The organism is Agrobacterium sp. P15N1-A (assembly GCF_044626815.1).
Classification (GTDB): Bacteria; Pseudomonadota; Alphaproteobacteria; order Rhizobiales; family Rhizobiaceae; genus Agrobacterium; species Agrobacterium leguminum.
In genome coordinates, this window is the sequence record NZ_JBIUPF010000001.1 from 632,231 (window position 1) to 656,760 (window position 24,530).

Consider the following 24,530-nt stretch of genomic DNA (forward strand, 5'->3'; position numbering starts at 1 on the left):
GCGGGGATGACGTGAATTTGAGACATCACGCCGCACCGTAGGCCATCTCCCGGCTGCACCGCCATGCCTTTTCTTGTCATCGCAAAAGGCCCGTGTCCTTGATTTACGTCAAACTGGTTACGTCAGCGGCGACCAGCTTCCATCGGCATTGCGGCAGGCCGCACCACGCGCCCTGGTTTCGCGTCCGTCGACCGTCAGGGTGTGCGAATATTGCCGGCAATTCTGGTTGCCGACCTGATAGGGCGCATTGGCGACCACCTGCCCCTTGGCGTCATCGCCGGTCCACGACACAGGCGTGCCGACTGGGGCCGTTTCCAGCGCCTTGTATTCGGCTTCCAGCGCCTTGGTCTGGTCACCCCTGTCGAGCTGCACGCCGCTTCGCCCGACAATGCCGCCTTCCAGATTGGCAAGGAACGGCGTCGAAGGCTGCGCAGAGCGACCGAACAGGCCGCCGCCCGCCGGGCGGGTGCCCGTGGTGGTGCAGGCGCTCAGCATCGATACGCACAGGATCGAGAGAAGTGCCGGGCGTGACACCAGCGAACGCATTGTCACGGAGCGGCAGCCATCATACACGTCAACCAAACCCTGTCCTCTTTCCTACCGCATTGCACCTAATATATCGCCATTGAATTTCTTGCCTTTTTTCTTGCCTCACGCAAGCTCTTTCGAGAGGCCCGGCAAAATCAGATCGGCTTTCAGGCCGCCGATGGCGCTGCGCGACAGCGAAAAGCGGCCATGGTACTCTGACACCACCTCGGAAACGATCGACAATCCGAGGCCCGTGCCCGGCCGGCTCTCGTCCAGCCGCCGCCCGCGCTTCATCGCTTCGCTGATCTGTTCCGGCTCAAGCCCCGGCCCGTCGTCTTCCACCGTCAGCTCCACCCAGGAGCGACGGGCAATTTCCGCATCGGAGGATGGGTGCGTGCCGGTCGCAAGCGTGATGACCACACGCGTTTGCGCAAAACGCGCGGCATTTTCGAGAAGATTGCCGACGACCTCTTCCAGATCCTGCTGCTCCATGCCGAGCACCGCGCCGGGTTGCTCGAAATTCAGCACGAACTGCTTGTCGGGGTTCAGGCGGCGCATTACCCGCACGAGCCGTTCCAGCGCCGGCTCCGCTTCCACGCGGGCAAGGATCGAGCCGCGCTGGGCGGCGATGCGGGCGCGGGAGAGATAGGATTGCACCTGCGCCTGCATGGCGTCGGCCTGCGCCCGCACCAGATCGCCGTGCTGCGGCTCCAGCGTGCGGGCCTCGTTCAGAAGAACGGCGATCGGCGTCTTCAGCGAATGCGCGAGATTGCCGACCTGCATGCGGGCGCGCTCCACGAGGCGGCGATTGCTGTCGATCAGCGCATTGACCTCATTGGCGAGCGGCTGGATTTCACGCGGGAATTCGCCTTCGAGGCTTTCCGCCTCCCCGCCCCTGATCTTGCCGAGCGCCACGCGAGCCTGATCGAGCGGCCGCAGACTGTATAGAATGGCAAGGCCGTTGACGACGAGACTGCCGACACCGAAGACGGCGAGCGCCAAATAAAGGCTGTTGGAGAAATCGCGCACATCGTCTTCAACGACGTTCAGATTGCCGGAGACACGGAAACGCGCGGCGCGCCCTTCGCCATCCAGCACGACTTCGGTTTCCGCCACGCGCACCTGATTGCCCGCCTCGTCGGTGACGGCATAAAAGCGCTCATAGCGGTTGTCGAAAGGCGCATCGAGAATGCTCGGCACCGGCAGGGTGGAAACGCCGAGCGACGACGACACCAGTGGCGCGGTCTGGAAATTGCCGAGCGGCTCGACAACCCAGTACCAGCCGGTATCGGGCTGCGAAAAGCGCAGATCGCCGAGCTGCGGGCTGCCGGCCAGCGTATTCTCGTTGGAAATCGTCACGGAATTGATGACGTTATAAAGCTGCGCCCTCAGAAGATCGGTGAAGCTGCGCTCCACCCCCTGCCGGTAAAGCGTCGAGATCACGACGGCGATCACCACCAGCGCCAGCACCGACCAGAGCGAGGCGAGCAGCAGAACGCGGGCGGTGAGGGAATTACTTCGCATCTGCCGGCGCTTGCATCCGGTAACCGAGACCACGGATCGTCTCGATCAGATCAACCCCGAGCTTCTTGCGCAGACGGCCGACAAACACCTCGATGGTGTTTGAATCGCGGTCGAAATCCTGATCGTACATGTGTTCGACCAGCTCCGTGCGCGAGACGACCTCGCCCATGTGGTGCATGAGATAGGATAGCAGCCGGAACTCGTGCGAGGTGAGCTTCAGCGTCGTGCCGTTGACGGTGGCTTTGGAAGATTTGGTGTCGAGCCGGACCGGTCCGCACACCAGTTCGGAAGAGGCGTGGCCGGCGGCGCGGCGGATAAGCGCGCGCACGCGGGCAAGCACTTCTTCCACATGGAAGGGCTTGGTCACGTAATCATCGGCACCGGCGTCGATGCCGGCAACCTTGTCGCTCCAGCGGTCGCGGGCGGTGAGGATGAGCACCGGCATGGCCTTGCCGGCCGCACGCCATTTTTCAACGACGGTGATGCCGTCCAGCTGCGGCAGGCCGATATCGAGAACGATGGCGTCATAGGGCTCGGTATCGCCGAGATAATGGCCTTCCTCGCCGTCGAATGCCTGATCGACGACATAACCGGCTTCTTTCAGCGCATCGGTCAGCTGACGATTGAGATTGGCATCGTCCTCAACAACGAGAATACGCATTGTCCGCCCTTTCCTGTATCCCGGCCCGCAGGCGCGCCGCCGGTCATGCTAAATGTGTCGGATTGTTTTCCGATATTTCGGCGATGCGGGCAAGCTACATCGGCACGCGCATCGTCACCTTGCGCGGGCGTTCGCCATTGCCCTGGACGAGAACGGTGACGACACAGGACTGACCGTCACCGGAAGGATAGACCGAAAGCAGCTGACCGCCGGTTTCGCGCACGACGCGGGCGACGGCTGCGCCGCAATCGCTCGCCGCCAGAATGTAATGGCCCTGCAGATCAGCCTCGGGCGCCGTGAAACCGGAAAGCCCGGCTGCAAGCGTCGCGATGATGAGAGGTGATGCCATTCTACAAACTTCCAAAAAACCGGGTGCGTCTCGAACCGTATTGTGACCGAATATGTAGCGCAAAGCGTCTGAATGGCAAATGAATGCCGCCCCCGCCGCATGGGCGCAAGGCGGGAACGGCGTGGTCGCGGGCGCTGTCAGCGAATGGCGCTAGTCGCGGAAAGGCGGCCGTAAAGTGCGACCAGACCACCGATTCCGCCCGCAACCGTCACCCGCCCGTCCGCAAGTTCTCCTTGCAGACCGGCGGGCAGATCAAGGCCGGCGATGCTGAAAAGCGGTGCGAAAACCGCGACCAGGGCGCCCCAGATCGTGCGCGATTGATACCATGCTTTGGTGCTGTCCATAGTCTCATCCTTTGCGTTGTTTTTCAGGCACATGTCAGATCGGGAGGGTGGCCTCAGCCACCACGCCCGGGGGCACCGCGCGGCCGAGCATTCGGACACGCACGGAAATGTGATCCCGCAATGCCGGGAAATCTGTGAGTTCGTCCGCGGCTGGGTAAAACCAGAAGGGTTGCGAAACCTCCGCCATGCGCCGCACGGTCTCGCCGTCCAGCACCTCGATGCGATAAAGCTCGAAAGGCTCGTCCAGCGGGATGTCGCTCGCATCCCAGCCGTCGGCCTCCACCCGGCCCCGGCGTTTCCACCTGACGAAAACGCCGTCGCCGCGCCGCTCGGCGGCAAGATGCACCGGCGCGAGCGGTGTCAGCGCCCGCAGGCCGCCCTCGAAGGCAAAAGGACCGCTCGGCGCGCGCGCCATTCCGGCGGCTTCCGCAATCCAGTTCAGGCGACGCCCGCGCTCGCTGGCGGCAAGACCGAGCGGCTGCACCGCCGCATCCAGAACCACCACCGGCGCACCTTTCGGCGCGCCCGCGGCGAGCGCGTCTTCCGTGCCGGCGAGCCCCCGCAGGAGAGAGGAGAGCCGCCAGCGTGCGGCGGCGATTTCCTCGGCCTTTGCAAAGGCGACGATTTCCCACACGCCGTTCGCCGCCTTGATGGCGAGACGGTTCTCGCCGTTCAGCACCGAAAGCTCCCCGGCCGACGATACCTCGCCGAAGGGCAGATCGACGACAACGATGTTTTTCCGGTCGAAGCGGCCGGAAGGGCCCGATGTCAGCGGCATTGCCAGCGCGCCGATCATCGCCGGCCGGTCCAGCAGCACGCGCTGCCGGTAACCTTCCCTGCCCGGCGACGCGGAAATGATGATTGGCCGCCAGGGCTTTGCAAGCGCCGCAATCCGCGCCGAATCCTCCGGCGCGGTGCCGTCATGGTAGGGCAGATCGAGAAACAGCACTTCGGGCGCGAAACCTTCGGCTCCGCTTGTCCCGCTGCTGCGCCGTTCCTCCGCGCCGCCGGCAAAGACCGGAAAGGCAGCGGAAAAGGCCCGCGCCTCCACCTGCCGCACCGCGCCGTCCTCGATCCGGCTAACCAGAAACCGCCCTGCCGGCGCCTGCGGAAAAGCCCCTTCCGGCAGGCGGATACAATCACCCGGTTCAAGCGCGATATCGCAAGGCGGCAGAGCAAAGCGCAGGCTGCGCCGCGCCTGCCGGTTGTCGCGCAACAACGCCTCGACGGCGGCTTCCGCCGTTTCCGCAGGCAGGGCAGCGTTAAGATCGAGCCGCATCACCCGGCTACCGGCATTGTCGATGCGGCGGGACCTTGCGCTTGCCTGCTCGTAGTCCAGCGCCGGGTTGAAAGACGTCAGCACGGCTTCAGCGGCGAAATCGCTGTCATGGCCGCGATTTTCCGACCAGAGCGGCTCGTCCTCCAGATCTGCCAGCACGGCAATATCCCGCACCGGCAAGACCGCCGTATTGCGGGAGCGGAAACGCAGTGTTCCGCCATCTTCCGCCACATCCACCTGAAACGCCGCCATCAGCGGCTCCAAGAGGTTGCGGGCCGAGGTCACGTCGCCCTGCACATAACCTCCCAGATCGCCGCTGACCGCGGAAACATCGAAGTCGGAAAAGCCGTGATCGGTGAGGATGGCGGCGATGGTATCGGCAAGTGTGGCCGTTCCCAGCCTACCGTTCAGCCAGTGGCCGGTGCGCCAGTTGCCGCCATCGCTCCAAGCCGCGCCATTCTGCGGAAAGGCAGGGAAAGGCCGTGCATCCCAGGTCCACAGATAGACCCGGTTTGCATCGACCATCGCCGCATCGCCCTTTCCCCAATGGTCGAGATGCGCCTCCAGAAACCGTCGCTGCTGGCTGTCGGCGCGGTTGCGGCGGGAAAAATAGGGAAAGGCGTTTTCCGCCGATTTTGGATCGGGAAAGACATTGGGGCGCGTCGCGCTCTTGTCCACCGCCGGGCAGCCGAGTTCGGTGAACCAGATGGGTTTCGAGCGCGGCGTCCATGCCGTCGGCGTGGTTTTCTCTGTTCCCCGCACCCGGTCGAAATGGAGGTTTCCCCACCAGTTGCGCAAGTCCTTGTAACGGAACACCCACGGCTTGCCCTTCAGCCCGTCGGTAATCGGCGTGCGCCGCCGCGCGGCGCGGTCCGCATCGCTGGCATAATACCAGTCGAAACCCTCTCCCGCCGTAATGGCGCGGCGGAAACCTTCGGCATCGTCCGGGCCGGTCATGCCGTCCGGATTGCCGTTTGCGGCATCCTCGTCGCGCCAGTCGGAAAGCGGCATGTAGTTGTCGATACCGATGGCGTCGATATTCGGGCTCGCCCAGAGCGGATCGAGATGGAAGAACACGTCGCCCGAGCCGTCCGCCGGCTGGTGGCCGAAATATTCGCTCCAGTCCGCCGCATAGGTCAGCTTCACCGCCGGCCCCAATATCGCCCGCACATCGCCCGCCAGCCGCAGCAATTCCCCGACAAAGGGAAAGGCATCGTTCTCGTCCCTGAGCGCTGTCAACCCGCGCAGCTCCGAGCCGATCAGGAAGGCATCCACTCCCCCAGCCTGGGCCGCCCGGGCCGCCAGCGCCGCATAGTGCAGCACCATGCGGCGATAGCCTTCATCGCGGTTGCAGAAGGTGGAAACCTGCGCCCGTGCGCCCGCGCTGCGATCAGCAGAGCCGGCCCTGCCGGGTGCGGGAAAGCAGGTGATGCGCCCGCGCCAGGCATAGGCGTCCTGCTCGCCTTTGCCATAGGGGTCCGGCAGACCATTACCGATGGGAACATCCATCATCACGAAGGGGTAAAGGCACACCCGAAGGCCGCGCGCCCTGAGATCGGCTATCGCCTGCAACACGCTTTCGTCGTTCGGCGTGCCGCCATAGGCCGGGCCGCCGCCATGATGGCTGACAGGATGCGCCTCATCGCGCGACAGGCCGGCGACGGACCATGGCGTGGTTTCCCCATCCCGGCCGGCCACTTCCACGCCCGGCAGAATGCGGCATTCCCCCGCCCGCATATCCGTGCCGAACCAGCTCACCACCAGCGCCACACTCTCAAGATTGGGGCACAGATCCAGCAACTCGTCGATTGCCGCCTGCCAGTCGGTCGAAGCGATCAGGCCGTTGCGGTTCATGATGCGGCTTTGGCCGATCCCCGTCCTTTCGGAAACCTGCGCAGTGGCGTAACCGTGCTCGGTGGCGCCCGGAATGACGGTGATGGCGCGGATGGATTTTTCCAGCCGGCCGACCGGCCGCACCACTTCGAACTGCATGAGCGGAATGCGGTTGCCGAAACCGTCGAGCGGCAGGCGTTCGAACACCACATAGGCCAGCCCGCGAAAGGCCAGCGCATTGCCCGCCCCCTGCTTCGCCTCGATCAGCGGGTCGGGCAATTGCGTCTCGCTGCCGGGATAAAAGCGCATCTCCACGGCACTCAGGTCCAGTTCCCGCCCATCGGCCCAGACGCGCCGCACCCTTGCCGCCTCGCCTTCGCACAGGCCGATGGCAAAGCTTGCGAAATACCGAAATGTCTCCACTTTCGGGCCGCGATTGCCCTTGCCGCCGCGCCGCTCCACCTCCACCCTTTCTTCGAAACGTGTCGCCCAGATCAGCGTGCCGCCGATCTGTGCTGCGCCGTAAAGCCGGTTGATCGCCGCTCCCTCATCCGCCCCCGGAATGCGTGCCGTGGAGAGCCGCGCGCCCGTTACCGTTCGTCCGTTCGAGAGCAGCGTGCGGTCGATGGCATTGCCCGCCAGCGCCCCGGCCGCCCGGCCGATCACGGCGCCCAAAGGACCGAAAATGCCGCCGAGTGCCGCGCCCGCTGCCTGAAAAACGATTGTCGCCATTCTTGCCTCGAAAAATCAGGGATCAGGAAAACGGAAAACGCCGGCGATGCGCCGCCGCCAGCCCGGCACCAGCGCCGAACGCACCACCGCCGCCTGTTCATAGGCGTGGATGAAATGCTGCGGACCGGCGAGAATGCCCAGATGCTTGGCGGCGGCATCGGCCCGCCAGCGAAACAGCAGCAGGTCTCCCGACCTTGCCTCTTCCAGGCCCGACACCGCCGGAAAATGGCGTTTTGCCGCCGCCATCAGCCGGTCCTCACCACCGCGTTCGGCCCAATCGGGCGCATAGGGCGGCGGCAATTCCGGTTCGTGGCCGTAAAGGTCCCGCCAGATGCCGCGAATGAGGCCGAGGCAATCGCAGCCGACACCCTTCAACGAGGCCTGATGCCGATAGGGCGTGCCGATCCAGCCTTCGGCGAGCGCCAGCACTCTTTCACCGGGATCGCTCATGAAAACAGCGCCCCGCCGTCATGGCTCTCGCCGCCGCTCGCATAGGAATAGGCGAAATCCGCCCCCGGCAGATGCGGAAAGCCCCGGAAATTCAGATGATTGGCGAATTTTGCCCGGCAGGTGGAAAAACTCTTGTCGCAGCCGGCGGTGACGGAAAACCTATCTCCCGGCAAAGGCGGCTGTTCCGGCGGCAGCCAGAAGGACAGAAGCACCCCGCCGTCACGCCGCTCCTGCCCGTCGAGATCAAACCCCTTGCCGGCGAGCGGGCCGGTCAGAAAACGCAGCTTTCCCCGGCTGAAAAAACCATCGGCAAAGGCATCGAGCCCGGAGACGAGCAGGCAGCCCGAGGCGTCCACCGCCGCCACGCTGCCATGCCCGGTAAAGCGCGCCAGATCGACACTGCAACGCCTGTCGCCAAGGGCGGCGTCGCAGCGCCGCCCATAGACCCTGCCCTGCGGCTGGCCGAGGCGATGGGCAAGACTGCGCAGCTCGGCGCGAAACGCCCCGCCGGCCCGCGTCACCTCGCCAATTTCACGCCTGTTCAGCAGCACATGCTGGTCAGGCGCCTGCCAGTTGACGAGGAAAAGCTCCACCCTCGCGCCATCGAAACGCCCGGCGGCCAGATCGCCTTCCGCAATCGCCTCGCTTGAAAAACCGCCGGCCACCTCCCCGGCGCCTGCGCCCAGCCCCGTTTCGCCGTCGTTATCGCTGGCAGCGAAACCGCTGGCGGCAAGGTAGGAGGTGCCGGCAAACGATATCGCCTCGTCATGATCGGTAAAACCAATCACCGCACCGTCCTTCAGTGTCACCTTCCAGCAATGGCATGTCGTCGTCGCATCTTGCCCGAGATGCTCGGCAAGGGCGGCGGGAATGGTTTTCATGGCAGGATTTCCATCAGTGGAATGGAGGGAATGCGGCCCGCCTCGAAAGCGGTCAGGTTCACGTCGATACGGTCGATCCCGAAGCGGACCGGCACGTCGAATTCAAAACCGGCGCGGATCGCGGCGCCGGCGGGCGGCACCCGCCCCGTACGGAACACGATCATGCCGGTTACATGATCGACCGCCACATCAACCGCTTCGACCTTCACCCCCTCGACCGAAACCATGACCGAGCCTTCGGCCGGTTTCTCGATCCGCCGCACGAAGGAGCCGCCCGCATCGGCATAGGTCTTCAGCAACTGAAAACGGGCCGTCACTCCGTCGCCGGTGCCGATCCTCTGATCGGTCGCGGCGGGCGTCTCCCCCGGCGGGCAGGATTTGAAATCCACCGGATCGCGAAAACGAAAGCCGTAAAGTTCGCCGCGCCGCGCCTCGAAAAAGGCGAGCACCTCATAAAGATCGGCGACGGAGCGGATGCCGGATCCGGCGTCATAGCTGCGTCTGGCGTTCCTCCAGCGCTGATTGCGACTTTCGCGGCCATTGGACAGGTTGACGATGTCAGTCCGCCGCACCGGCCCGCCGCTCACCCCGAGCGCGAGCCGCAGCGGAAACCGCACTTCATGAAATGCCGCCATGTCGTTGTTCCTGGATTCTTTTCGATGGTCTTGAAACGTGCGTCACAATCCGCGCTGGCCCCGCCCGACGCTGCGCGCCAGCATGGCGGCGATCTGGCCTTCGCTTTTCCGAAAGCTCGCAGCATCCGTCGCCGTCACGTTAAAAACGATCTGCGCCCCGCCTCCGCCGGACGGCGCGGCAACGCCGAGAGCGCCATCCGAACCGCGCTTCAGCGGCAGGATCGCTTCCGCCCCCGCCTCGCCCATCAGGCCAAGCCCGCCGCCCATTGGAAAAAAGGCGGGGCTGGAAACGACGCCGCCATCGGCAAAGGGCGTGATGCTGCGTCCCGGCACACCGCCATCGGCAAAAGCGAACAGCGAACCGCCGCCGTTCAACAGCCCGCTGACAGCATTACCGATCATGCCCTCAAGCGGTTTCAGACCGGCCGAGAGTGCGAGGCCGGACAGCCGCTGCCCCAACCCACGCAACACATCGTCCAGCCCCCTGCCGCCCGCCGTCGCCGCCTGCAGGGCCGAGGTCAGGGCCGCGCCGAACCGCTCGGACCGGCGTTCGAGATCGCCCATCACCTCGGACAGCGCCTCCGCCTCTTCCCGGTTCTCCGCCATCGATCCTTCGCCCGCCATCGCGCTTGCCTTTCTGATTCAAATCGGAACCATAAATTTTTGAAATGCTTGATCGTTTTAGGGGACCAACTCACCCATCCGGAAACCGCCGCATCATCGCTTCCATCGCCTGACGGTCGGGGCCGCGGGGAACGGCGTTTCCGCCCGTCATCGCGAAGAATTCCCGCGGGGTCAGCCGCCAGAAGGTTTCGGAGGAGAGCCGCAGCAGGCAGAAGCCTGCATGGATCACCGCCTCCCAGGGGAACGGGCGCGGCGTCGTTTCGCCTGCTGCGGCGCTCAAGGGTCCGGCGGCGTCTCGCCTTTCAGGCCGCCGAAGGTGGCGGTCAGAAGATCGGCGACGATGGCGGCATGGCCGGCAATGCCGCCTTCCACCGTGGCGGCGGCCACATCCTCATCGGAAAAGACATTGCCCGCGCCGCGCAGGCCCGCGCCGATCACCCTTACCATGTCGACCGCCTTCATGCGGCCGCTCGCGAAACGTTCGGCGAGCGCGGTGAGGTCGTCGGCTGCAAAAGCGGTTTCGAGTTCGGCGAGAGCCCCGAGCGTCAGGCAGAGAACGCGCCTTTCGCCGTCGATCAGCGCCTCGATCTCGCCGCGATGGCGGTTCGCCCGCCCGTAACGCAAACGCTCAGCCATCACTGCGCTCCGAATGTGAGAAGACCGGCCGATTCCAGCGCGATCTCGAATTGCACCTCGCCATCGTGACGGCCGGAATATTCAAGCGCCACGATCTGGAACGGCCCGGTAACGATGCCAAAACCGGGAATGACAATCTGCCAGCCGGGAATGCTGCCCGCAAAAAATGCGCCGCGCACCAGCGCATCGCTTGCCTGATCCTTGAAGATGCCAGAGGCCGTGAGCGATGCCCGCTGCACGCCGGCGCCGGCAAGAAGCTCCCGCCAGCGCCCCGCGCTTTCGGCGTCCGTCACATCGACCGCCTGCGCATTGAAGGCCAGCCGCTTTGTCCTCAGCCCCGCAACGGTTGCGTAGGAACCGGCATTGTCGATCTTCAGCAGCAGGTCCTTGCCCTTCTGCGCCACCATGTTGTTTCCTTTCACCTCGATTGATGTTGCGGGGTCGCGACGGGCCTGCTACCAAAAGCGTTCCTGCACCTCGCACCCCGCGATCTCACCATGTCCGACGCTTCCCCCCTGACGTCTCGCGCGCGCCTTATCGGCGTGCTTGCGGTCGGGCAGATCGTCAGCTGGGGTAGCGGTTTCGATATGCTGGCCGTCCTCGGGCCACGGATCGGCAAGGAACTGGCCATAACCAACGGCGTGGTTTTCGCCGGCCTCACGATCATGATGACCATCAGCGCCCTGTGCGGCCCGCTGCTTGGACGAATGCTGGTGCGCCACGGCGCGGCACCGGTGCTGGCGGCCGGTTCGGTGTTCTTCGCGGCCGGCTTTGCCGTGCTCGCCTTTGCGGGCGGGGCGATGAGCTATCTCTTCGGCTGGGCCGTGATGGGTTTTGCCGCCACCTGCGGCCTGACGACGGCGGCCCATGCGGCCGTGGTGGAACGCGTGGGCGCGGAAAGCGGCCGGCTGCTGACGCTGCTGATGCTGTTCACCGGGCTTTCGGCGGCGGTTTTCCTGCCGGTCACGACGCTCGCCGATCAGCATCTCGGCTGGCGCGGCACGCTTGCCGCTTATGCCTGTCTGCAAATCTTCATCCTGCTGCCGCTCTATCTTTTCGTGCTTCCTGGCCGGCCGGCCCGAAAAGAGGCAAAGCCGAAAGAAGAGACGACGATGTCGCCCTCACAGGTCGATACGCGGCGCGCCTTCGTGCTGCTGGCCGCCATGACGACGATCAGCGCGTTCACGACCTTCGGCCTCTCACCGCTCCTGCCGCTGCTTCTGGTTCAGGCCGGCGCGACGCAATCGCTTGCGGTGCAACTGGCATCCGCACGCAGCGTCCTTGCGATTACGGCGCGCGGGCTGGATTTCCTGCTCGGGAAGCACGGAAATCCCTTCCTCACCGCCATGATCGGCTTCTGTCTGCTGCTCTTTTCCCTGCTGCTGTTGCTCTTTTTTGCCCCGGCCATGCCTGCCTTCATCGGTTTCATCGTTTTCTTCGGCTTTGGCGCCGGCGTGCTCACCGTCAGCCGGGCCGTGTTGCCGCTGGCTGTGTTCTCGCCGGAAGAATATGGGCTTCAGGCCGCGCGCATCTCCCTGCCGCAGAACCTCGCCATTGCCGTGGCGCCGGTCATCTTCACCCTGGCGCTCGATCGCGGGGGCGTATCCGCCATGCTCACCATCGCCTCCGTGCTGATCGGCATTTCGTTTCTGCTGCTGATCGTTCTGTGGAAAACCGTGCGCAGGCATGGTTCCTGAAACGGCGCTACTCCGTCACCGCCCTGAAGCGCATTTCCGCGATGAAATTCCGTGTCTTCGCCTCGCGCCGCGAGCGGCTGGAAAGAAGATGCAGATTGACGAGAGAAACGCCGGCAATCGGCAGCGCGGCATCATCGAGCAGGATCTTCACCCAGTCGACGATTTCGCCGGCACCCCTGCGGCCATTGGCGTCGCTCCATATCCGCAGCGACAGGAAATGCTCCTCGGCCTTTTCCGTCGCCGTCGAATAGTCCCGGCTTTCGAGATCGTCGATAACGATGCACGGCAAAATCGCGCGCGGCAGAAGCCGGTCGACGATGCCGCCGGGGATGAGTGCTGTCAGCGCGACATCGCTGCCGAGCCTTGCGAAAATTGCCTGCAGAAGCAGGTTTGCGGCGCTCATCGGCTTTCCTCCTCGCAGCGGCAGACAATGAAGCGGCGGGTCTCATCTGGGTCCATCACCGCCCGGATCGCCAGAATGCGGCGGCCCTTGCGAAAGCGCATGCCGGCAGCGATGTCGCCGCGGTAAGCCAGCCAAACACGGTGGGTGATCGTCACGCCCTCGGCCGAGGCCCGTTCATGCGATGCCTCCGAAACAGGTTCGATCGCAGCCCAGAGCGAGCGCAGGAAATTCCAACTTTCCGCAGCACCGCCCTGCCCGTCCGGCGTTTCGGTCCGCACGTCCAGTTCCAGCCGCGCCGTCAACTTGCCGGGATCGAGAAAAACAAGGTTCATGTCTCAAAGCCCCAGACGGCAGAACGGCGCCACCAGCCGCTCGTAGCCGGCGGGAATAGCGGCGGGCTGGTTTTCCGTGGCGACCGCGCCGCGAAAGGCGAACATCTGCGCCACATGCACTAGCATGGCGCGTTTCAGCGTGTCGGGCACATCCGTTCCCGCTTCGCCATAGCCAGCAATGAAATCGATCTCGATGCCGTTCATCGCCCGTCCGGGCGCGGGAAGATCGCGCAGCCACAGCCTTGCCGGACGCGCCGCGCCATCGAGCAATTTTTCCCCGGCGGTGATATCCGCCGAGCGCCCCTCACCGTCAAAAACCAGTATAGTTTCGATGGCTTGCACCGGTGTCCTGCCAATCGGAATCACGCCGTTCTCAGGCCACCGGTCGAGATAAAGCCGCCAGGTCTGGCGGATGAGGCAAAGTCCAGTCGTGCGTTCCAGATGCTCGCGGGCGGTGCGGATGAGCGCGGCAAGAAGCGCGTCCTCATCGCCGCTGTCGAGACGCAGATGCGCCTTCACCTCGGCAAGCGTCAGCGGCTCCGCCTGCGGCGGATGAATGAGGGCATAGGTCATGGGGTCTCCGGAAGGAAGGTAATCGCATTAGCGAGCGGGTACCGCTTGTTTCTTCTCCTCGAGGGGAGAAGTCCGCGGCAGCGGGATGAGGGGGCAAGGGTAGATGTGTTCGGAGAGCTTGCCCCCTCATCTGCCCCTTCGGCCCTTTCTTCTCCCCGGCGGGGAGAAGAAAGGGCCGCAAGGTCTGCGGTCAATTCACTCCGAATTTCACCAGCTTGATCGCCTCGAAATTCTGCACGCCGCCGCCCACACGTTTGGTGGTGTAGAACAGCACGTAGGGTTTGGCCGAATAGGGATCGCGCAGGATGCGCACCCCGGTACGGTCGACGACGAGGTAACCGGCGCGGAAATCGCCAAAAGCGATGGCGAAGCTGTTGGCCGCCACATTCGGCATGTCCTCCGCCTCCGTCACGGGAAAGCCCATCAGCGAGGCCGGCTGGCCGGCAGCGGCGGGCGGGTGCCACAGATAGGCGCCGCTGGTATCCTTGAAGCGGCGCAGCGCCCCTTGCGTCTTGCGGTTCATCAGGAAGGTTCCGTTCTGGCGGTGGCCGGCTTTCAGCGCATAAACGGCATCGAGCAGTACATCCATCGGCCCGGCGGAGGCGAAACCGGCCGAAACGCCGGTTGCGACATAACCGATATTGCCCCAGCTCCAGCCATCATTGGCGACGGCGGTATAGGAAAGGAAACCCCTGGGTTTGTTGACGCCATCGCCGGCGATGAAGGCGGCGGCCTCCTGTTCGGCGAAAGCGATATCCACTTCGGAAGCGATCCAGGCTTCGATATCGACTGCCGCATCATCCAGCAGGCCCTGTGTCGCCGCCGGCATGGCGTAAAGCTCCATCGTGGGGAAGGAAAGCTCGGCAAGCTGCGGCGTTGCCGTCTGCGGGCGCGCTGCCGTCTCGGAGACCCAGCCGGTTGTCATGCCGCCGGGCGAAAAGGGTTTTTTCAGTACGGCGGCGGAAACCTGCCGGACGGTCGCCAGCGCACGGATCGGCGAAATCGCCGTCATGCGCCGGCCGATTTCGCCATCCGTCTCGTTCGGCAGCAGAAAACCGCCATCGGCACCGGTCGAACCGGCAAAAGCCTTGGCCTCCAGATCGCGCAGCGCGCCCTCCTCGCCGCGACGGATATAGGCCTCGAAAGCAGCCTTGTGCTCTTCGGCATCGTGGGAAAGCGCATCCTTGCGGCCAAGCGCGGGACGCGCTTTCTTGAGCGCCAGATCGTCCATGATCCGGCGGTTGTCGTCGAGCGCCCTGTCGATGCGGTCGAGCTTGTCGCGCGTCACGACATCCGCGCCCATCTTGCGTTCGATATCGGCAAGCCGCTGGTCGTTGGTCTCGCGAAAGGCCTCGAAGGCCTCCATGAACTCGTCGAAGGCCGCTGTCACCGTGTCGGGCACGGCCTTCACCTGCGGCGCGACGGTCATCGGGGTCGGTTTCGTCATCTGGTCTGTCATGTCGTTTCCTTGCTGGTGATTGACCTGGGGTCAGCGTTTGAAAGTCGTGTAGAACAGCGAGCGGGCCGCCCGGCGCATGCTGCGCACCAGTTCAGTTTCGCGGTCGCGGAAGAAGCGGGCATGCTTGACGTCGGAAACGCGCGCCGAGGGCAGCATCGGGCAGGTCACGACCGAGATTTCCCACAGATCGGCCTCCAGGATGCGCCGGACACCTTGGCTGGCCGCCTTGCCGGAACGTACGGTGCGAAAGCCGATGGACAGCCCGTCAAGCGCCCCGGTCTTCATCAGCGAATGCACCTCGCGGGAGCGGGCGACGCCGGGGGCGAGAACGCCCTCGACATAAAGGCCGCGCTCGTCCTCGCGGATGGTGCGCCAGGCGCCGATGGGCTCGGCCGGATCGTGCTGGTAGAGCATGCGGATGCCGGCTGCACCCCGCTCCTCGATGGAGCGGCGGAAAGCGCCGCGCTCAATGACATCCTGACCGAGATCAACCTCGCCGAAAACGCTGGCATAACCGGAAAAGGTGCCATCGCTGGCAATGCCGCGCAGTTCCAGATTGGCGAATTTGCGCGTGGCGGGACGCGGCCCGCGATAAACGTGCATGGAAAACTCCTGCAATGTGAAGGAAGTGTCAGGCGCGCGGGCGCGCGCCGTAACGGTCGGCGATGCGCACCAGCACGCCCAGCCCCCACCACGCGCCCATGCTGGCGGCGGCGGAACCCGCCACCATGATTTCCCGGCCCGAAAGCGCGCCGGCGATATCGAGCTGCTGCACGATCCACAGGCCGATAGGCCCGCCGAAGATCATGCCGCAGGAAACGCCGGTGATGAAACGGCTCGCGGCCTCGCGTTTGCTTCTCGGCAGCAGATAAACGAGCGACACACCCGCGCCCGCCACGGCGCCGGTGATGCGGGCGGCCCAGATGCCGGCCTCATTGGCGAATTCAGACATGGGTAATCATTCCGTTCTAGGATGTTGGCATCGGGCGGACGCGCCGCGTCGCACGCAGGCGTTTTTTGCGCGCCTGCGCCGGGTGATTTTGCGAATCTTCGGAATCGCTTGGACGGAAGACCTCACAGGGAGATTCCGCTTCTTCAGAAAATGATTCAGCTGACGCCGCCCGTTTCGAGAGCGCCGTTCTTTCTTCTCAGTAGCCGACCGCTTCGCGCTTTTCCTCGTCGCTCAGGAACGAGGCCGCGCCAATGCGGGACCAGAGCGCATCGCGCTCGCCGGCAAGCCCGGCAATTTTGTCGAGATCGGGTTCGAGCCTCAGCCCAGAGCCGAAGACCGGGGAAAGCCAGCCGCAGAGCCTTGCCGCCGTGCGATAAACCAGCGGCAGGACGGTCAAACGATAAAAGGCGCGGTTCGCCTCCTGGTAATTGGCATAGGTATTGTCGCCGGGAATGCCGATCAGCATCGGCGGCACGCCGAGCGAAAGCGCGATATCGCGCGCCGCCCCGTTGCGGGCCTCCAGAAAATCCATGTCGCGCGGCGAAAGACCCATGGCCTTCCAGTCCAGCCCGCCTTCCAGCAGCAGCGGCCGGCCGGCATTCATCGCCCCCTGATAGCCTTCCTCCAGCTCGCGCTTCAGCCGCTCATATTGTTCGGTGGAGAGATTGCCGCCCTCCTTCGGCTGGTAGACCAGCGCGCCGGATGGCCGGGCGGAATTGTCGAGCAGGCGCTTGTTCCACTGGCTTGCGGCATTGTGCAGATCGAGCGCGGCCCCTGCGGAGGCGAGCGGCGCAAAACCCGCCCGGTCATCCAGCGGATGGAAGAGTTTCAGATGCAGCAGCCCCAGCCCGTCGCGCTCGGCGGCGATGCGCCGGGAGGCGCGGCCCTCGGCACGGTAATCATAGGCCACCGGCCAGCCATCCGGCCCCTCGACGATGCTCACCCTGTCGGGCCGCAGCAGATGCAGCTCGCGCAGCCGCCCGCCCACCGTCAACGGCTCGATATAGGCATTTCCGGCGAGCATGAGGTGACCATAAAGCGCCTCGAAAAAATCAGGCCCGCCCATATGGGCGCCCGGTTTTAAAAGCAGCGCCAGGAGCGGATGATCGGCGAGTTCCTCTTCGCCATCATAAAGCAGCCAGCTGACGGAAGCCGAGGTCTCCGCCACCATGCGGGCGGCCCGGTGCGCGACCGGGTTCTTCATGAAGCCCTCGCGGGCAAGTGCGGCATAGGACCGGCCCGACCAGAAGGCCTGCCCGCCCTGCACGGCAACCGCCATGAAGCCATCGGCCATTTTCCGGCTTTCAGGCACGGCTCTGCCATCCGCCGGGCGCAGCCACGGCAGGGAGAAAGGAAATCGCATGGAGTTGTCCTTGTTTTGATGGCGGCTCAGGCGCCGATGCCCTCATCCCTGTGCCTGTCACAGGGATCCAGTCAGCCCAAGTCCTTGGGCAGAAAAGACTCCCTCCGCCGCGCAGACGCGCGTCGACTGGATTCCTGTGACGAGCACAGGAATGAGGGTACAGGGCCTCAGCACCTACGACGGAGGAAAGGCTTTCTCCCGTTCTCAGCAGACTACGTGCGGATGCACGTCACTTTCGCTGCCGAAACGGCTCGTTACCGGATCGGCGCTTTCACCGCCGTATCGCTGTCGAAATCGGCGGCAACGCGGGTCTCGCGCAGCGGCTTTACCGTGCGGGTCGAAAGATCATAAGCTGGGTCGGCCTTGTAAGCGGCCAGCGCCGCCTCGTTTTCGAACTCGCCATAAACGATGAAATCGACCGAGTTGCCCCATTGGTCCTTCTTCACGTTCTCGCCGATTTCCAGCTTCAGCGAATGCGGTATCGCGGTGAGGCCCGAAAGCCCCCTGCGCACGGCGTCGCGGTTTTCCTCGGGAACGGTGAAAAAGACGATATGGCGGATCACGGTGTCACCTGTCATGCAAACTTAAAAGGCGGCCTTTTCGGCACCGGGTAACGGGTTATCATCTGGCCCGCCCGGGTTCAATCCGCGCGGCGACAAGCGCGTGATGAAATGCGCGCCCGTAACCGCCCACCAGCCGCGCCCGGTCGCTGCCATTGATGATGGCGCGGGCGCCGTCCCAATCCTCGCGCCTGTCGCTGAAGAAATCGGCGAGCCTGCGGCCGGTGAAGCCGCCGCCCGCCATGCCCTGGATCAGGATCGCGGTGGCCACCTCCGCCTCCATGGCGCGCTCGGGCCGCTCCAGGAGATCGACGCCCGTTAGCGCCGACATGGCCTCGTAATTGCGCCGATGCGTCAGCTGCACGAAGCCGCGCCCCAGCCAGCTCTTACCCTCCGTATCCGGCCGCCAATAGGGCTTGCGCACCATGGGCAGCCTGCCCGCCGCAAAGGCGCGGTCGAGCCTTGCCATCGCCTCGGCATCGCTTGCCGCCAATGTCTCGCGCACGGGCTGCATGGTCGCCGCCGTCTCGTGAAAGGCCGTCGCCAGCATATAGGCGAGCCAGCGCGGATCGCCGCCCGGCATCGACTTTTCGAACCCTGCCAGCATCGTTTTCGTGCCGGCAAGCTGGGCCGCGCGCAGGCGACCGCCGAAAATGGAAATCCGCGCCGACGCGAAGAATCGCGCCTCGTCATAGGCCATGATGGCTCCTGAAAATGATGGGCGATACGACGCCCGGTTTTTCCACATGCAGGCCGCCGGAACTAAATCGATTTGAAAAAACCTTAATCGATTTTAATCCGCCCGCCGGGGTTTTGGGGTAAAAAATTCCTTGAATTCCGGAACCTTAGCGCGCTAACTCCATTCACCGCGCAATCCCGCAGCGTTAACCATTCAAGGAGGAATGCCACCATGACAGCGACAATCCCCCAGACCGTTTATGACCGTCTCGAAAACGAGTGGCGCCAGATGCGTGAAACCGGCTCCCAGCCGAAACCGGCGCAATCCCCGAAGAAATAATATCCGCCAGACGCCCGAAATCGGGCGTTGACGGTGCCTCGGCTTTTCTTCTCCCCGCCGGGGAGAAGATGGCCCGAAGGGTCAGATGAGGGGCAAGCTCTCCGCATCTGTCTACTCTCCCAGCACATCTTGACCGTGGCCCCCTCATCCGGCGCTGCGCGCCACCTTCTCCCCGGCGGGGAGAAGAAACAGGCGGTATCCGCTCGGCCTGCAATTGGCATGCATTCGCCTGAGCCAATCACCCACGAAGTTACATCCCCCGCACCTTCGGTTCACTCACCACCATCGTCGTCAGCGCGGTTATCGCCCAGACGAGCGCATCCAGCCGATCCGGCGAGCGCCCCGACGAAAGACCATCCGGCCCGAAATCCGTCATCTGGTCTTCCAGCTTTTCAAACCGCGCGGCGTGGCGCACCCTGCCCTGCTCATAGAGTGCGGCGACCGGCTCGGCGCGGGTGAATTTGCCGCGGCTCGCCCGCACCAGCGTCAGCGGCAGGTTGGCGTCGACGCTCTGCAGCATGGCGCGCACCATCTCGCCGCCCTGATTGACCTCCGCCACCACCCGGTCCGCCTCGTGGCGACGAAAGGCGGCGACCACGGCGCGGGCCCAGCCGGCCGGCGTTTCGCCTTCCACCGAACAATCCGCAAGCACGTTAAGACGCCCGGACATGCCGAGCCCCGCCACGACAATGCCGCAGCAGGAATGTTCACCGACGCCGGCGGGCGGGTCTACCGCCACCACGATCCGCGCGAGCGGCTCATGCGCCGCTTCGATTATCGCTTCCAGATCGGCGCGTTTCCACAGCGCGCCCTCGCGCTCGTCGATCAATTCACCGCCGATTTCCTGACGCCCCAGCCGGGTGCCGCCATAGCGGTCCTGCATGGCTTTCAGAAAACCGGGGGACAGATTGCGCGCATTCATGGCGGTCGGCATCCGCGCCACCCGTGTCGTCGGATCGGCGAGAAGCGCCTTTAAAAGCGGAATGGGTCGCGGTGTCGTGGTCACCAATTGCCGGGGCATTTCACCCAGACGCAGGCCGAATTGCAGCATATCCCAGGTTTCCTGCGGATATTTCCATTTGCCCAGCTCATCCGCCCAGGCCATGTGGAATTGCGGGCCGCGCAGGCTTTCCGGGTCTTCCGAGGAAAACACTTGCGCCATCGCGCCGTTGGGCCACAGGAGCCGCCGGCGCGAAACCTCGAAGGCGGGGCGATGGCGGCGGGCAATACGGCAGATGCCGGAAATGCCGTCGATCATCACCTCGCGGGCGTCGCCCAGCGTTTCGGCCACGAGCGCGATGCGCAAATCCGACTGCTTGCCGGCGGATGCGACACGATGCACCCATTCCGCCCCGGCACGCGTCTTGCCGGAACCGCGCCCGCCGATCAGCAGCCATGTCCGCCAGTCGCCCTCCGGCGGCTGCTGCGGCAGGTTGCCGATGAAACGCCAGTCGCGCAGGAGGTTGAAGACCTGCGCCTCCAGATGGGGTCCGGTCGACATATCCGTCATGTGTCGGCTTCTGCGGATGGGCTGCGGGCGGGATCGGCCTCCATCTTCGCACGGCATTTCTGTTCAGCCAATTCGTCGATGCGGTCGAGGAAATGCGCCACCGCCGCTTCGTAATCCCCGGCCTCGGTTTCGTCTTCGCTAAAAAGAGCTTCCCTCTCCTCCGCCAGCACCCGTTGCAGGGCGTCGATCCGCTCCAGCGTGCGCACGATCAGCGAAAGCTGGTCCGTCGCGGCCTTCACATCGGCGCGCGCCAGCTTGCCCGAAGCGTCTTCCCCCGTCGCCAGAAAGGCCGCTTCGCTTGCCTGCCGGAGATTGCGGTACAGGCAGAACTGCTCGCGCATCTCCTCCGTCAGCTCGTTCAGCAATTGCCGTAGGCTGCCGTTGCGCGCCGCATCTTCGGCGGCCAGCCTGTCGGCGCGAGACTTCGTCTCCGGCGCGGCTCCCGGCATGTCGTCACCCGCATAGGCGGGCGTTTCCGGCCAGACGCCGTAGAGCGCCGGATCGCAATTGCTGGACATTGTCATGGGATTGGCCTGCGAGAGAAAGAACAAATAAAGAGGAGCGTGGGAACAAGGCACCTTTGCATGCACCTCACTCGCCCTCATTCCTGTTCCCCGGAACAAGCCCGAGGATGTCACAGGAATCCAGTCGGCGCGCGTCTGCGCGACGGAGGGACTTTCTTTCAGCCCAAAGACTTGGGCTGGCTGGATTCCTGTGACAAGCACAGGAATGAGGTGGTGAAGAAAGCGCCACGGGCAATCCCAAGGACAACCATTGCCGTTCAGCCGCAAATCTCCGACTGTAGCCAAACACTATCAAACCACCGTCACGCTGTAAAGGATTATTTTCCTATCTTTGTGATTTTTATCCTGATCGCAGGATTTGCACCCTCGTCCGTCACATATTACACTCAGCACCAGGCGGTGAGCACAAGGGGCGAGTCAAGTTGGTGAAACAATGGGTTGAGCGGTTGTTTGCAGGTCTTTCGGCAACCGGCATCGTCTTCGGCACTATTCTGTTCTGCGCTTCGCTCACGCCTTCGCTCCTGCCGCGCACCTGGCTGATGCAGGGCGTGCTGTGCGGCTTTTCCTTCGCCATCGGTTATCTGATCGGTGTCGCTTTGCACGCCATCTGGGCCTATCTGGAGCTGCCCGAACCCTCCCGCCACAACGCGCGCGGCGTTCGTTTTCTCATCGCGCTTGCCGCCGCCATCACGGCCATCGCGTTTTTGTGGCAGGCGAAGGACTGGCAGAATTCCATCCGCGTGCTGATGGAGCTCGATCCGCTGCCGAGCGCCCATCCCACCAAGACTGGCGGCCTTGCGGTGCTGGTCGCCGCCATCCTCATCGGCGCCGGCCGGCTGTTTCAGCTTATCCGCCGGTTCTTTGCCGCGCGCAGCCGCCATTTCCTGCCGCGCCGCCTTGCCAATGTGCTGGGCATCGCGGTGGCAATCATCCTCTCATGGATGCTGCTCAATGGGCTGATCTTCGATATCGGCCTCAGATTTGCCGATTCCTCGCTGAAACAGGTGGATGCGCTGATCGAACCCGACGTGCCGCGCCCGTCAGATGCGCTCAAGACCGGCAGCAGCGCTTCGCTGATGACATGGGAATCGCTCGGCCGACGCGGGCGTGAATTCGTCGCCGAAGGCCCGGCGAGCGCAGAGATATCCGCCTTCACCCATCGCCCGGCCAAGGAGCCGCTCAGGGTATATGCGGGCCTCAACTCGGCTTCGACGCCGGAAGAAAGAGCGGCCTTGGCGCTGGAGGAGCTGAAACGGGTCGGCGGTTTCGAGCGCAAGGTGCTTCTGGTGGTCATTCCCACCGGCACCGGCTGGATCGACCCGGAAGCGCTCGATACGGTCGAATATCTGCATGATGGCGATATCGCCAGCGTCGCCGTGCAATATTCCTATCTCTCCAGCTGGATCGCGCTGCTGACGGAGCCGGATTACGGCGTCGAGACGGCGCGCGCCCTGTTCGAGGCCGTCTATGGCTACTGGACCACGCTGCCGAAGGAAACGCGGCCGAAGCTTTACCTGCATGGCCTCAGCCTCGGTTCGCTCAACTCGCAGAAATCCTCGGATCTTTACGATGTGCTCTCCGACCCGTTCCAGGGTGCGCTGTGGAGCGGTCCGCCCTTTTCCAGCCCGACATGGCGCATGGCCACCAATGGCCGGGTGAAGGGCACGCCGGAATGGCTGCCGCGTTTCCGCGCTTCCTCCGTCATCCGCTTCGCCAACCAATATACCACCGCCCATATGCCCGATGCGGAATGGGGCCCGATGCGGATCGTCTATCTGCAATATGCCAGCGACCCGATCACCTTCTTCGAGGCCGCCTCGCTTTACCGGCGGCCGCAATGGATGGCGCATCACGGGCCCGACGTTTCCACATCCTTCCGCTGGTTCCCGGTGGTGACGCTGCTGCAGCTCGGCCTCGATGTCGCCGCCGCCGCCACCGCGCCCATCGGTTACGGCCACGTCTATGCGCCGGAACATTATATCGATGCATGGACGGAAGTAACTGCACCAAGCGGCTGGAACGCGGAGGATATCCAGCGGCTGAAGATGTTCTTCAAGGCCCGCCGCGGCTCCACCGATCCGGCGTGAGCGCGGCGGGCTCGCTTTGAGCCTCAGCCCTTCAGCCGGTCCAGATTGTCGGCGATATAGGTCTCCAGTGAACGCGGCGCATGGCCGGTCAGCGTCTCGACATCGCCGGTCACCACCGCTGTCCAGCCTTCGCGCACGGGATAAAAGATCGAGGCGAGGAACGAGGCATAGTCCTGCGGCACGCCCGCACCGGTGAGGATGCCGATAAAGACCTCGTCCGAAACGGCAGCGTAGGACACCGGCTTGCCGATCGCCCGCGCTATCAGCGCGGCCGCTTCGCCGTAACCGAAGGCCTTCGGACCCGTCAGGTTGAAAGCCTTGCCGTTAAAGGCGTCAGAAGTCAGGGCTGCGGCAGCGCTGTCGGCGATATCGCGCACATCGATGAAGCTCGACTTGCCCTCGCCGGCCGGCACGGCGATCTGGCCGTGGTCGATGCCGGCCTTCCAGTAGCTGTGGAAATTATCGGCAAACCAGTTAGGGCGCAGAATGACGTAAGGCGTGCCCGAAGCGATGATCTTCAGCTCGATCTGGCGATAGGGGATGGAATCATCGGCATCGACGCCGAGGACGCTGAGGAACACGATCTTCACTTTGCGGCGCGCCGCCTCCTCGACAACGGGCGTCAGCGCGTCGATGGCATCCAGCCGTCCGCCCGCCAGAATGAGGAACAGACGGTCAACGCCGTCGAAGGCATCCGCATAAGTCGATGCGTCGATATAATCGAAACGCACGCCTTCCGCGCCGCCCGTGGCGTTGCCGCTGCGCGAGGCGGCCTTCACGCTTTCGCCCTTGGAAAGCAGCGCCTTCACCAGCGGCGTGCCGATGGTGCCGGTGGAACCGATTACGAGTATCTTGCCTGTCATCTCAAATCTCCGTAGTATCTAATGGAAACCATGTTTCGAAAACACAGGTACTGCGTTTGCGAAATCATGAAAAGAGAGCACTTTTCGGTTATCTGGTTTCCTTGCGGAAACCGGCATGGCCCTGAAACGACGGAACAAACCCATGGAACGTATCTATGACGTCTATGAAGACCGCTGCCCCACCCGCATGGTGCTGGACAGGATCGCCGACAAATGGGCGCTGCTGATCCTCGACCGGCTGCGGGTGGAAGCGGTGCGCTTCAATCTGCTGCGGCGGGAGATCAAAGGCATTTCGCAGAAGGTCCTGTCGCAGACGCTCAAGAAGCTCGAGCGCGATGGGCTGATTTCGAGGCAGGTGTTCCCGACCGTACCCGTGACGGTCAAATATTCGCTGACACCGCTGGGGCGGACCCTGACCGACACGGTGGCGGCGCTTGCCCATTGGGCGGAGGGAAATATCGACGCGGTGATGGCGGCGCAGAGGGCTTATGATGAGCGGGCGGTGGTTTAGATGGTCTTCGCTCTCGCGTAGCGAAAGAAACATGGGAGCGGCAAGCTCCTTTGTTGTTTCGTTTCGCAGACCATCGCTTCCGTCATACCGGACTTGATCCGGTATCCAGCCAGCCGAAGTCCTTGGGCTGAAAAGACTCTGTTCGCCGCGCAGACGCGCGGCGGCTGGATGCCGGATCAAGTCCGGCATGACGGAAGTGGGT

Annotated in this window: 28 protein-coding genes; 3 read left to right on the plus strand and 25 right to left on the minus strand. The window is 64.0% G+C overall.

Annotated elements, in window-relative coordinates:
- Nucleotides 1–117: 117 nt before the first annotated feature.
- The 13 genes from ACIK7D_RS03060 to ACIK7D_RS03120 all read right to left on the minus strand — a co-directional run bounded on the left by ACIK7D_RS03060 (nt 118) and on the right by ACIK7D_RS03120 (nt 10,883).
- Nucleotides 118–546, minus strand: a complete 429-nt coding sequence (locus ACIK7D_RS03060; RefSeq protein ID WP_031233367.1) for a membrane protein — start codon at nt 544–546, stop codon at nt 118–120.
- A gap of 105 nt (nt 547–651) precedes the next feature.
- Nucleotides 652–2,052 carry a HAMP domain-containing sensor histidine kinase gene (locus ACIK7D_RS03065; protein ID WP_003521230.1) on the minus strand — a complete coding sequence of 467 codons (1,401 nt, stop codon included), beginning with the start codon at nt 2,050–2,052 and terminating at the stop codon, nt 652–654.
- Nucleotides 2,042–2,713, minus strand: coding sequence for a response regulator transcription factor (locus tag ACIK7D_RS03070; RefSeq protein ID WP_003509815.1), 672 nt, complete (start codon nt 2,711–2,713; stop codon nt 2,042–2,044). Before ACIK7D_RS03070 ends, ACIK7D_RS03065 begins: the two co-directional genes overlap by 11 nt.
- A gap of 94 nt (nt 2,714–2,807) precedes the next feature.
- The gene (locus ACIK7D_RS03075; RefSeq protein ID WP_003497070.1) at nt 2,808–3,062 is read right to left on the minus strand and encodes a hypothetical protein; all 255 of its coding nucleotides are present in this window, start codon (nt 3,060–3,062) and stop codon (nt 2,808–2,810) included.
- Nucleotides 3,063–3,199: 137 nt separating this feature from the next.
- A complete protein-coding gene (locus ACIK7D_RS03080) occupies nt 3,200–3,406 on the minus strand; it encodes a hypothetical protein (RefSeq protein ID WP_400155587.1) in 207 nt (68 codons plus the stop codon).
- A 34-nt stretch (nt 3,407–3,440) separates the two neighbouring features.
- Nucleotides 3,441–7,250 carry a glycoside hydrolase/phage tail family protein gene (locus tag ACIK7D_RS03085; RefSeq protein WP_400155588.1) on the minus strand — a complete coding sequence of 1,270 codons (3,810 nt, stop codon included), beginning with the start codon at nt 7,248–7,250 and terminating at the stop codon, nt 3,441–3,443.
- A gap of 15 nt (nt 7,251–7,265) precedes the next feature.
- Nucleotides 7,266–7,700: an NlpC/P60 family protein gene (locus tag ACIK7D_RS03090; protein ID WP_400155589.1), complete on the minus strand. Its 435-nt coding sequence runs from the start codon at nt 7,698–7,700 to the stop codon at nt 7,266–7,268.
- Nucleotides 7,697–8,581: a DUF2163 domain-containing protein gene (locus tag ACIK7D_RS03095; protein ID WP_400155590.1), complete on the minus strand. Its 885-nt coding sequence runs from the start codon at nt 8,579–8,581 to the stop codon at nt 7,697–7,699. Before ACIK7D_RS03095 ends, ACIK7D_RS03090 begins: the two co-directional genes overlap by 4 nt.
- Nucleotides 8,578–9,216 carry a TIGR02217 family protein gene (locus ACIK7D_RS03100; RefSeq protein WP_080817364.1) on the minus strand — a complete coding sequence of 213 codons (639 nt, stop codon included), beginning with the start codon at nt 9,214–9,216 and terminating at the stop codon, nt 8,578–8,580. Before ACIK7D_RS03100 ends, ACIK7D_RS03095 begins: the two co-directional genes overlap by 4 nt.
- 42 nt (nt 9,217–9,258) lie before the next feature.
- The gene (locus ACIK7D_RS03105) at nt 9,259–9,840 is read right to left on the minus strand and encodes a phage tail tape measure protein (protein ID WP_400155591.1); all 582 of its coding nucleotides are present in this window, start codon (nt 9,838–9,840) and stop codon (nt 9,259–9,261) included.
- A gap of 70 nt (nt 9,841–9,910) precedes the next feature.
- Nucleotides 9,911–10,120 (minus strand): rcc01693 family protein, encoded by a 210-nt coding sequence (locus ACIK7D_RS03110; RefSeq protein ID WP_080817366.1) that lies wholly within the window; start codon nt 10,118–10,120, stop codon nt 9,911–9,913.
- A complete protein-coding gene (locus tag ACIK7D_RS03115; protein ID WP_137003136.1) occupies nt 10,117–10,476 on the minus strand; it encodes a gene transfer agent family protein in 360 nt (119 codons plus the stop codon). The genes ACIK7D_RS03110 and ACIK7D_RS03115 overlap by 4 nt, the downstream gene beginning before the upstream one ends.
- Complete coding sequence (locus tag ACIK7D_RS03120; RefSeq protein ID WP_262534987.1) at nt 10,476–10,883, minus strand: phage major tail protein, TP901-1 family; 408 nt, start codon at nt 10,881–10,883, stop codon at nt 10,476–10,478. Before ACIK7D_RS03120 ends, ACIK7D_RS03115 begins: the two co-directional genes overlap by 1 nt.
- A gap of 90 nt (nt 10,884–10,973) precedes the next feature.
- Here ACIK7D_RS03120 and ACIK7D_RS03125 point away from each other — a divergent pair, with 90 nt between their 5' ends.
- Nucleotides 10,974–12,173 (plus strand): MFS transporter, encoded by a 1,200-nt coding sequence (locus tag ACIK7D_RS03125; RefSeq protein ID WP_400155592.1) that lies wholly within the window; start codon nt 10,974–10,976, stop codon nt 12,171–12,173.
- A gap of 7 nt (nt 12,174–12,180) precedes the next feature.
- On the opposite strand, the gene ACIK7D_RS03130 is transcribed toward ACIK7D_RS03125, so the two are convergent.
- From ACIK7D_RS03130 to ACIK7D_RS03180, 11 genes are all read right to left on the minus strand, one after another.
- Nucleotides 12,181–12,576 (minus strand): DUF3168 domain-containing protein, encoded by a 396-nt coding sequence (locus tag ACIK7D_RS03130; RefSeq protein WP_400155593.1) that lies wholly within the window; start codon nt 12,574–12,576, stop codon nt 12,181–12,183.
- On the minus strand, nt 12,573–12,908 hold the full coding sequence (locus ACIK7D_RS03135; protein WP_020808625.1) for a phage head closure protein: 336 nt from the start codon (nt 12,906–12,908) through the stop codon (nt 12,573–12,575). Before ACIK7D_RS03135 ends, ACIK7D_RS03130 begins: the two co-directional genes overlap by 4 nt.
- 3 nt (nt 12,909–12,911) lie before the next feature.
- Nucleotides 12,912–13,481 carry a head-tail connector protein gene (locus tag ACIK7D_RS03140; RefSeq protein WP_400155594.1) on the minus strand — a complete coding sequence of 190 codons (570 nt, stop codon included), beginning with the start codon at nt 13,479–13,481 and terminating at the stop codon, nt 12,912–12,914.
- 190 nt (nt 13,482–13,671) lie between these two features.
- Complete coding sequence (locus tag ACIK7D_RS03145; protein ID WP_400155595.1) at nt 13,672–14,940, minus strand: phage major capsid protein; 1,269 nt, start codon at nt 14,938–14,940, stop codon at nt 13,672–13,674.
- Nucleotides 14,941–14,970: 30 nt separating this feature from the next.
- The gene (locus tag ACIK7D_RS03150) at nt 14,971–15,543 is read right to left on the minus strand and encodes an HK97 family phage prohead protease (protein ID WP_400155596.1); all 573 of its coding nucleotides are present in this window, start codon (nt 15,541–15,543) and stop codon (nt 14,971–14,973) included.
- A 28-nt stretch (nt 15,544–15,571) separates the two neighbouring features.
- The gene (locus ACIK7D_RS03155; RefSeq protein ID WP_400155597.1) at nt 15,572–15,892 is read right to left on the minus strand and encodes a DUF6107 family protein; all 321 of its coding nucleotides are present in this window, start codon (nt 15,890–15,892) and stop codon (nt 15,572–15,574) included.
- Between the two features lie 196 nt (nt 15,893–16,088).
- On the minus strand, nt 16,089–17,255 hold the full coding sequence (locus tag ACIK7D_RS03160; protein ID WP_400155598.1) for a phage portal protein: 1,167 nt from the start codon (nt 17,253–17,255) through the stop codon (nt 16,089–16,091).
- A 254-nt stretch (nt 17,256–17,509) separates the two neighbouring features.
- Complete coding sequence (locus ACIK7D_RS03165) at nt 17,510–17,818, minus strand: Dabb family protein (RefSeq protein ID WP_003522330.1); 309 nt, start codon at nt 17,816–17,818, stop codon at nt 17,510–17,512.
- A gap of 58 nt (nt 17,819–17,876) precedes the next feature.
- Nucleotides 17,877–18,515, minus strand: a complete 639-nt coding sequence (locus ACIK7D_RS03170) for a hypothetical protein (protein WP_400155599.1) — start codon at nt 18,513–18,515, stop codon at nt 17,877–17,879.
- Nucleotides 18,516–19,083: 568 nt separating this feature from the next.
- The gene (locus tag ACIK7D_RS03175) at nt 19,084–20,343 is read right to left on the minus strand and encodes a DNA-packaging protein (protein ID WP_400155600.1); all 1,260 of its coding nucleotides are present in this window, start codon (nt 20,341–20,343) and stop codon (nt 19,084–19,086) included.
- Nucleotides 20,340–20,867 (minus strand): hypothetical protein, encoded by a 528-nt coding sequence (locus ACIK7D_RS03180; protein WP_400155601.1) that lies wholly within the window; start codon nt 20,865–20,867, stop codon nt 20,340–20,342. Before ACIK7D_RS03180 ends, ACIK7D_RS03175 begins: the two co-directional genes overlap by 4 nt.
- A 446-nt stretch (nt 20,868–21,313) precedes the next feature.
- On the opposite strand from ACIK7D_RS03180, the gene ACIK7D_RS03185 reads away from it, so the two are divergent.
- Nucleotides 21,314–22,954, plus strand: a complete 1,641-nt coding sequence (locus ACIK7D_RS03185; protein WP_400156005.1) for an alpha/beta hydrolase — start codon at nt 21,314–21,316, stop codon at nt 22,952–22,954.
- Between the two features lie 23 nt (nt 22,955–22,977).
- Here ACIK7D_RS03185 and ACIK7D_RS03190 read toward each other — a convergent pair whose 3' ends face one another.
- Nucleotides 22,978–23,817 (minus strand): SDR family oxidoreductase, encoded by an 840-nt coding sequence (locus ACIK7D_RS03190; protein WP_400155602.1) that lies wholly within the window; start codon nt 23,815–23,817, stop codon nt 22,978–22,980.
- A 142-nt stretch (nt 23,818–23,959) separates the two neighbouring features.
- Between ACIK7D_RS03190 and ACIK7D_RS03195 the strand changes: the two genes are divergently transcribed.
- Nucleotides 23,960–24,328, plus strand: coding sequence for a winged helix-turn-helix transcriptional regulator (locus ACIK7D_RS03195; RefSeq protein WP_400155603.1), 369 nt, complete (start codon nt 23,960–23,962; stop codon nt 24,326–24,328).
- Nucleotides 24,329–24,530: the final 202 nt, after the last annotated feature.

Coding starts and splice junctions, on each gene's coding strand:
- ACIK7D_RS03180 (WP_400155601.1), bottom strand. CDS start 20,867: ATGACAATGTCCAGCAATTGCGATCCGGCGCTCTACGGCGTCTGGCCG.
- ACIK7D_RS03075 (WP_003497070.1), bottom strand. CDS start 3,062: ATGGCATCACCTCTCATCATCGCGACGCTTGCAGCCGGGCTTTCCGGT.
- ACIK7D_RS03095 (WP_400155590.1), bottom strand. CDS start 8,581: ATGAAAACCATTCCCGCCGCCCTTGCCGAGCATCTCGGGCAAGATGCG.
- ACIK7D_RS03190 (WP_400155602.1), bottom strand. CDS start 23,817: ATGACAGGCAAGATACTCGTAATCGGTTCCACCGGCACCATCGGCACG.
- ACIK7D_RS03175 (WP_400155600.1), bottom strand. CDS start 20,343: ATGACGGATATGTCGACCGGACCCCATCTGGAGGCGCAGGTCTTCAAC.
- ACIK7D_RS03150 (WP_400155596.1), bottom strand. CDS start 15,543: ATGCACGTTTATCGCGGGCCGCGTCCCGCCACGCGCAAATTCGCCAAT.
- ACIK7D_RS03080 (WP_400155587.1), bottom strand. CDS start 3,406: ATGGACAGCACCAAAGCATGGTATCAATCGCGCACGATCTGGGGCGCC.
- ACIK7D_RS03115 (WP_137003136.1), bottom strand. CDS start 10,476: ATGGCTGAGCGTTTGCGTTACGGGCGGGCGAACCGCCATCGCGGCGAG.
- ACIK7D_RS03145 (WP_400155595.1), bottom strand. CDS start 14,940: ATGACAGACCAGATGACGAAACCGACCCCGATGACCGTCGCGCCGCAG.
- ACIK7D_RS03070 (WP_003509815.1), bottom strand. CDS start 2,713: ATGCGTATTCTCGTTGTTGAGGACGATGCCAATCTCAATCGTCAGCTG.
- ACIK7D_RS03105 (WP_400155591.1), bottom strand. CDS start 9,840: ATGGCGGGCGAAGGATCGATGGCGGAGAACCGGGAAGAGGCGGAGGCG.
- ACIK7D_RS03090 (WP_400155589.1), bottom strand. CDS start 7,700: ATGAGCGATCCCGGTGAAAGAGTGCTGGCGCTCGCCGAAGGCTGGATC.
- ACIK7D_RS03120 (WP_262534987.1), bottom strand. CDS start 10,883: ATGGTGGCGCAGAAGGGCAAGGACCTGCTGCTGAAGATCGACAATGCC.
- ACIK7D_RS03140 (WP_400155594.1), bottom strand. CDS start 13,481: ATGACCTATGCCCTCATTCATCCGCCGCAGGCGGAGCCGCTGACGCTT.
- ACIK7D_RS03085 (WP_400155588.1), bottom strand. CDS start 7,250: ATGGCGACAATCGTTTTTCAGGCAGCGGGCGCGGCACTCGGCGGCATT.
- ACIK7D_RS03135 (WP_020808625.1), bottom strand. CDS start 12,908: ATGAACCTTGTTTTTCTCGATCCCGGCAAGTTGACGGCGCGGCTGGAA.
- ACIK7D_RS03195 (WP_400155603.1), top strand. CDS start 23,960: ATGGAACGTATCTATGACGTCTATGAAGACCGCTGCCCCACCCGCATG.
- ACIK7D_RS03100 (WP_080817364.1), bottom strand. CDS start 9,216: ATGGCGGCATTTCATGAAGTGCGGTTTCCGCTGCGGCTCGCGCTCGGG.
- ACIK7D_RS03130 (WP_400155593.1), bottom strand. CDS start 12,576: ATGAGCGCCGCAAACCTGCTTCTGCAGGCAATTTTCGCAAGGCTCGGC.
- ACIK7D_RS03060 (WP_031233367.1), bottom strand. CDS start 546: ATGCGTTCGCTGGTGTCACGCCCGGCACTTCTCTCGATCCTGTGCGTA.
- ACIK7D_RS03160 (WP_400155598.1), bottom strand. CDS start 17,255: ATGCGATTTCCTTTCTCCCTGCCGTGGCTGCGCCCGGCGGATGGCAGA.
- ACIK7D_RS03155 (WP_400155597.1), bottom strand. CDS start 15,892: ATGTCTGAATTCGCCAATGAGGCCGGCATCTGGGCCGCCCGCATCACC.
- ACIK7D_RS03170 (WP_400155599.1), bottom strand. CDS start 18,515: ATGGCCTATGACGAGGCGCGATTCTTCGCGTCGGCGCGGATTTCCATT.
- ACIK7D_RS03065 (WP_003521230.1), bottom strand. CDS start 2,052: ATGCGAAGTAATTCCCTCACCGCCCGCGTTCTGCTGCTCGCCTCGCTC.
- ACIK7D_RS03125 (WP_400155592.1), top strand. CDS start 10,974: ATGTCCGACGCTTCCCCCCTGACGTCTCGCGCGCGCCTTATCGGCGTG.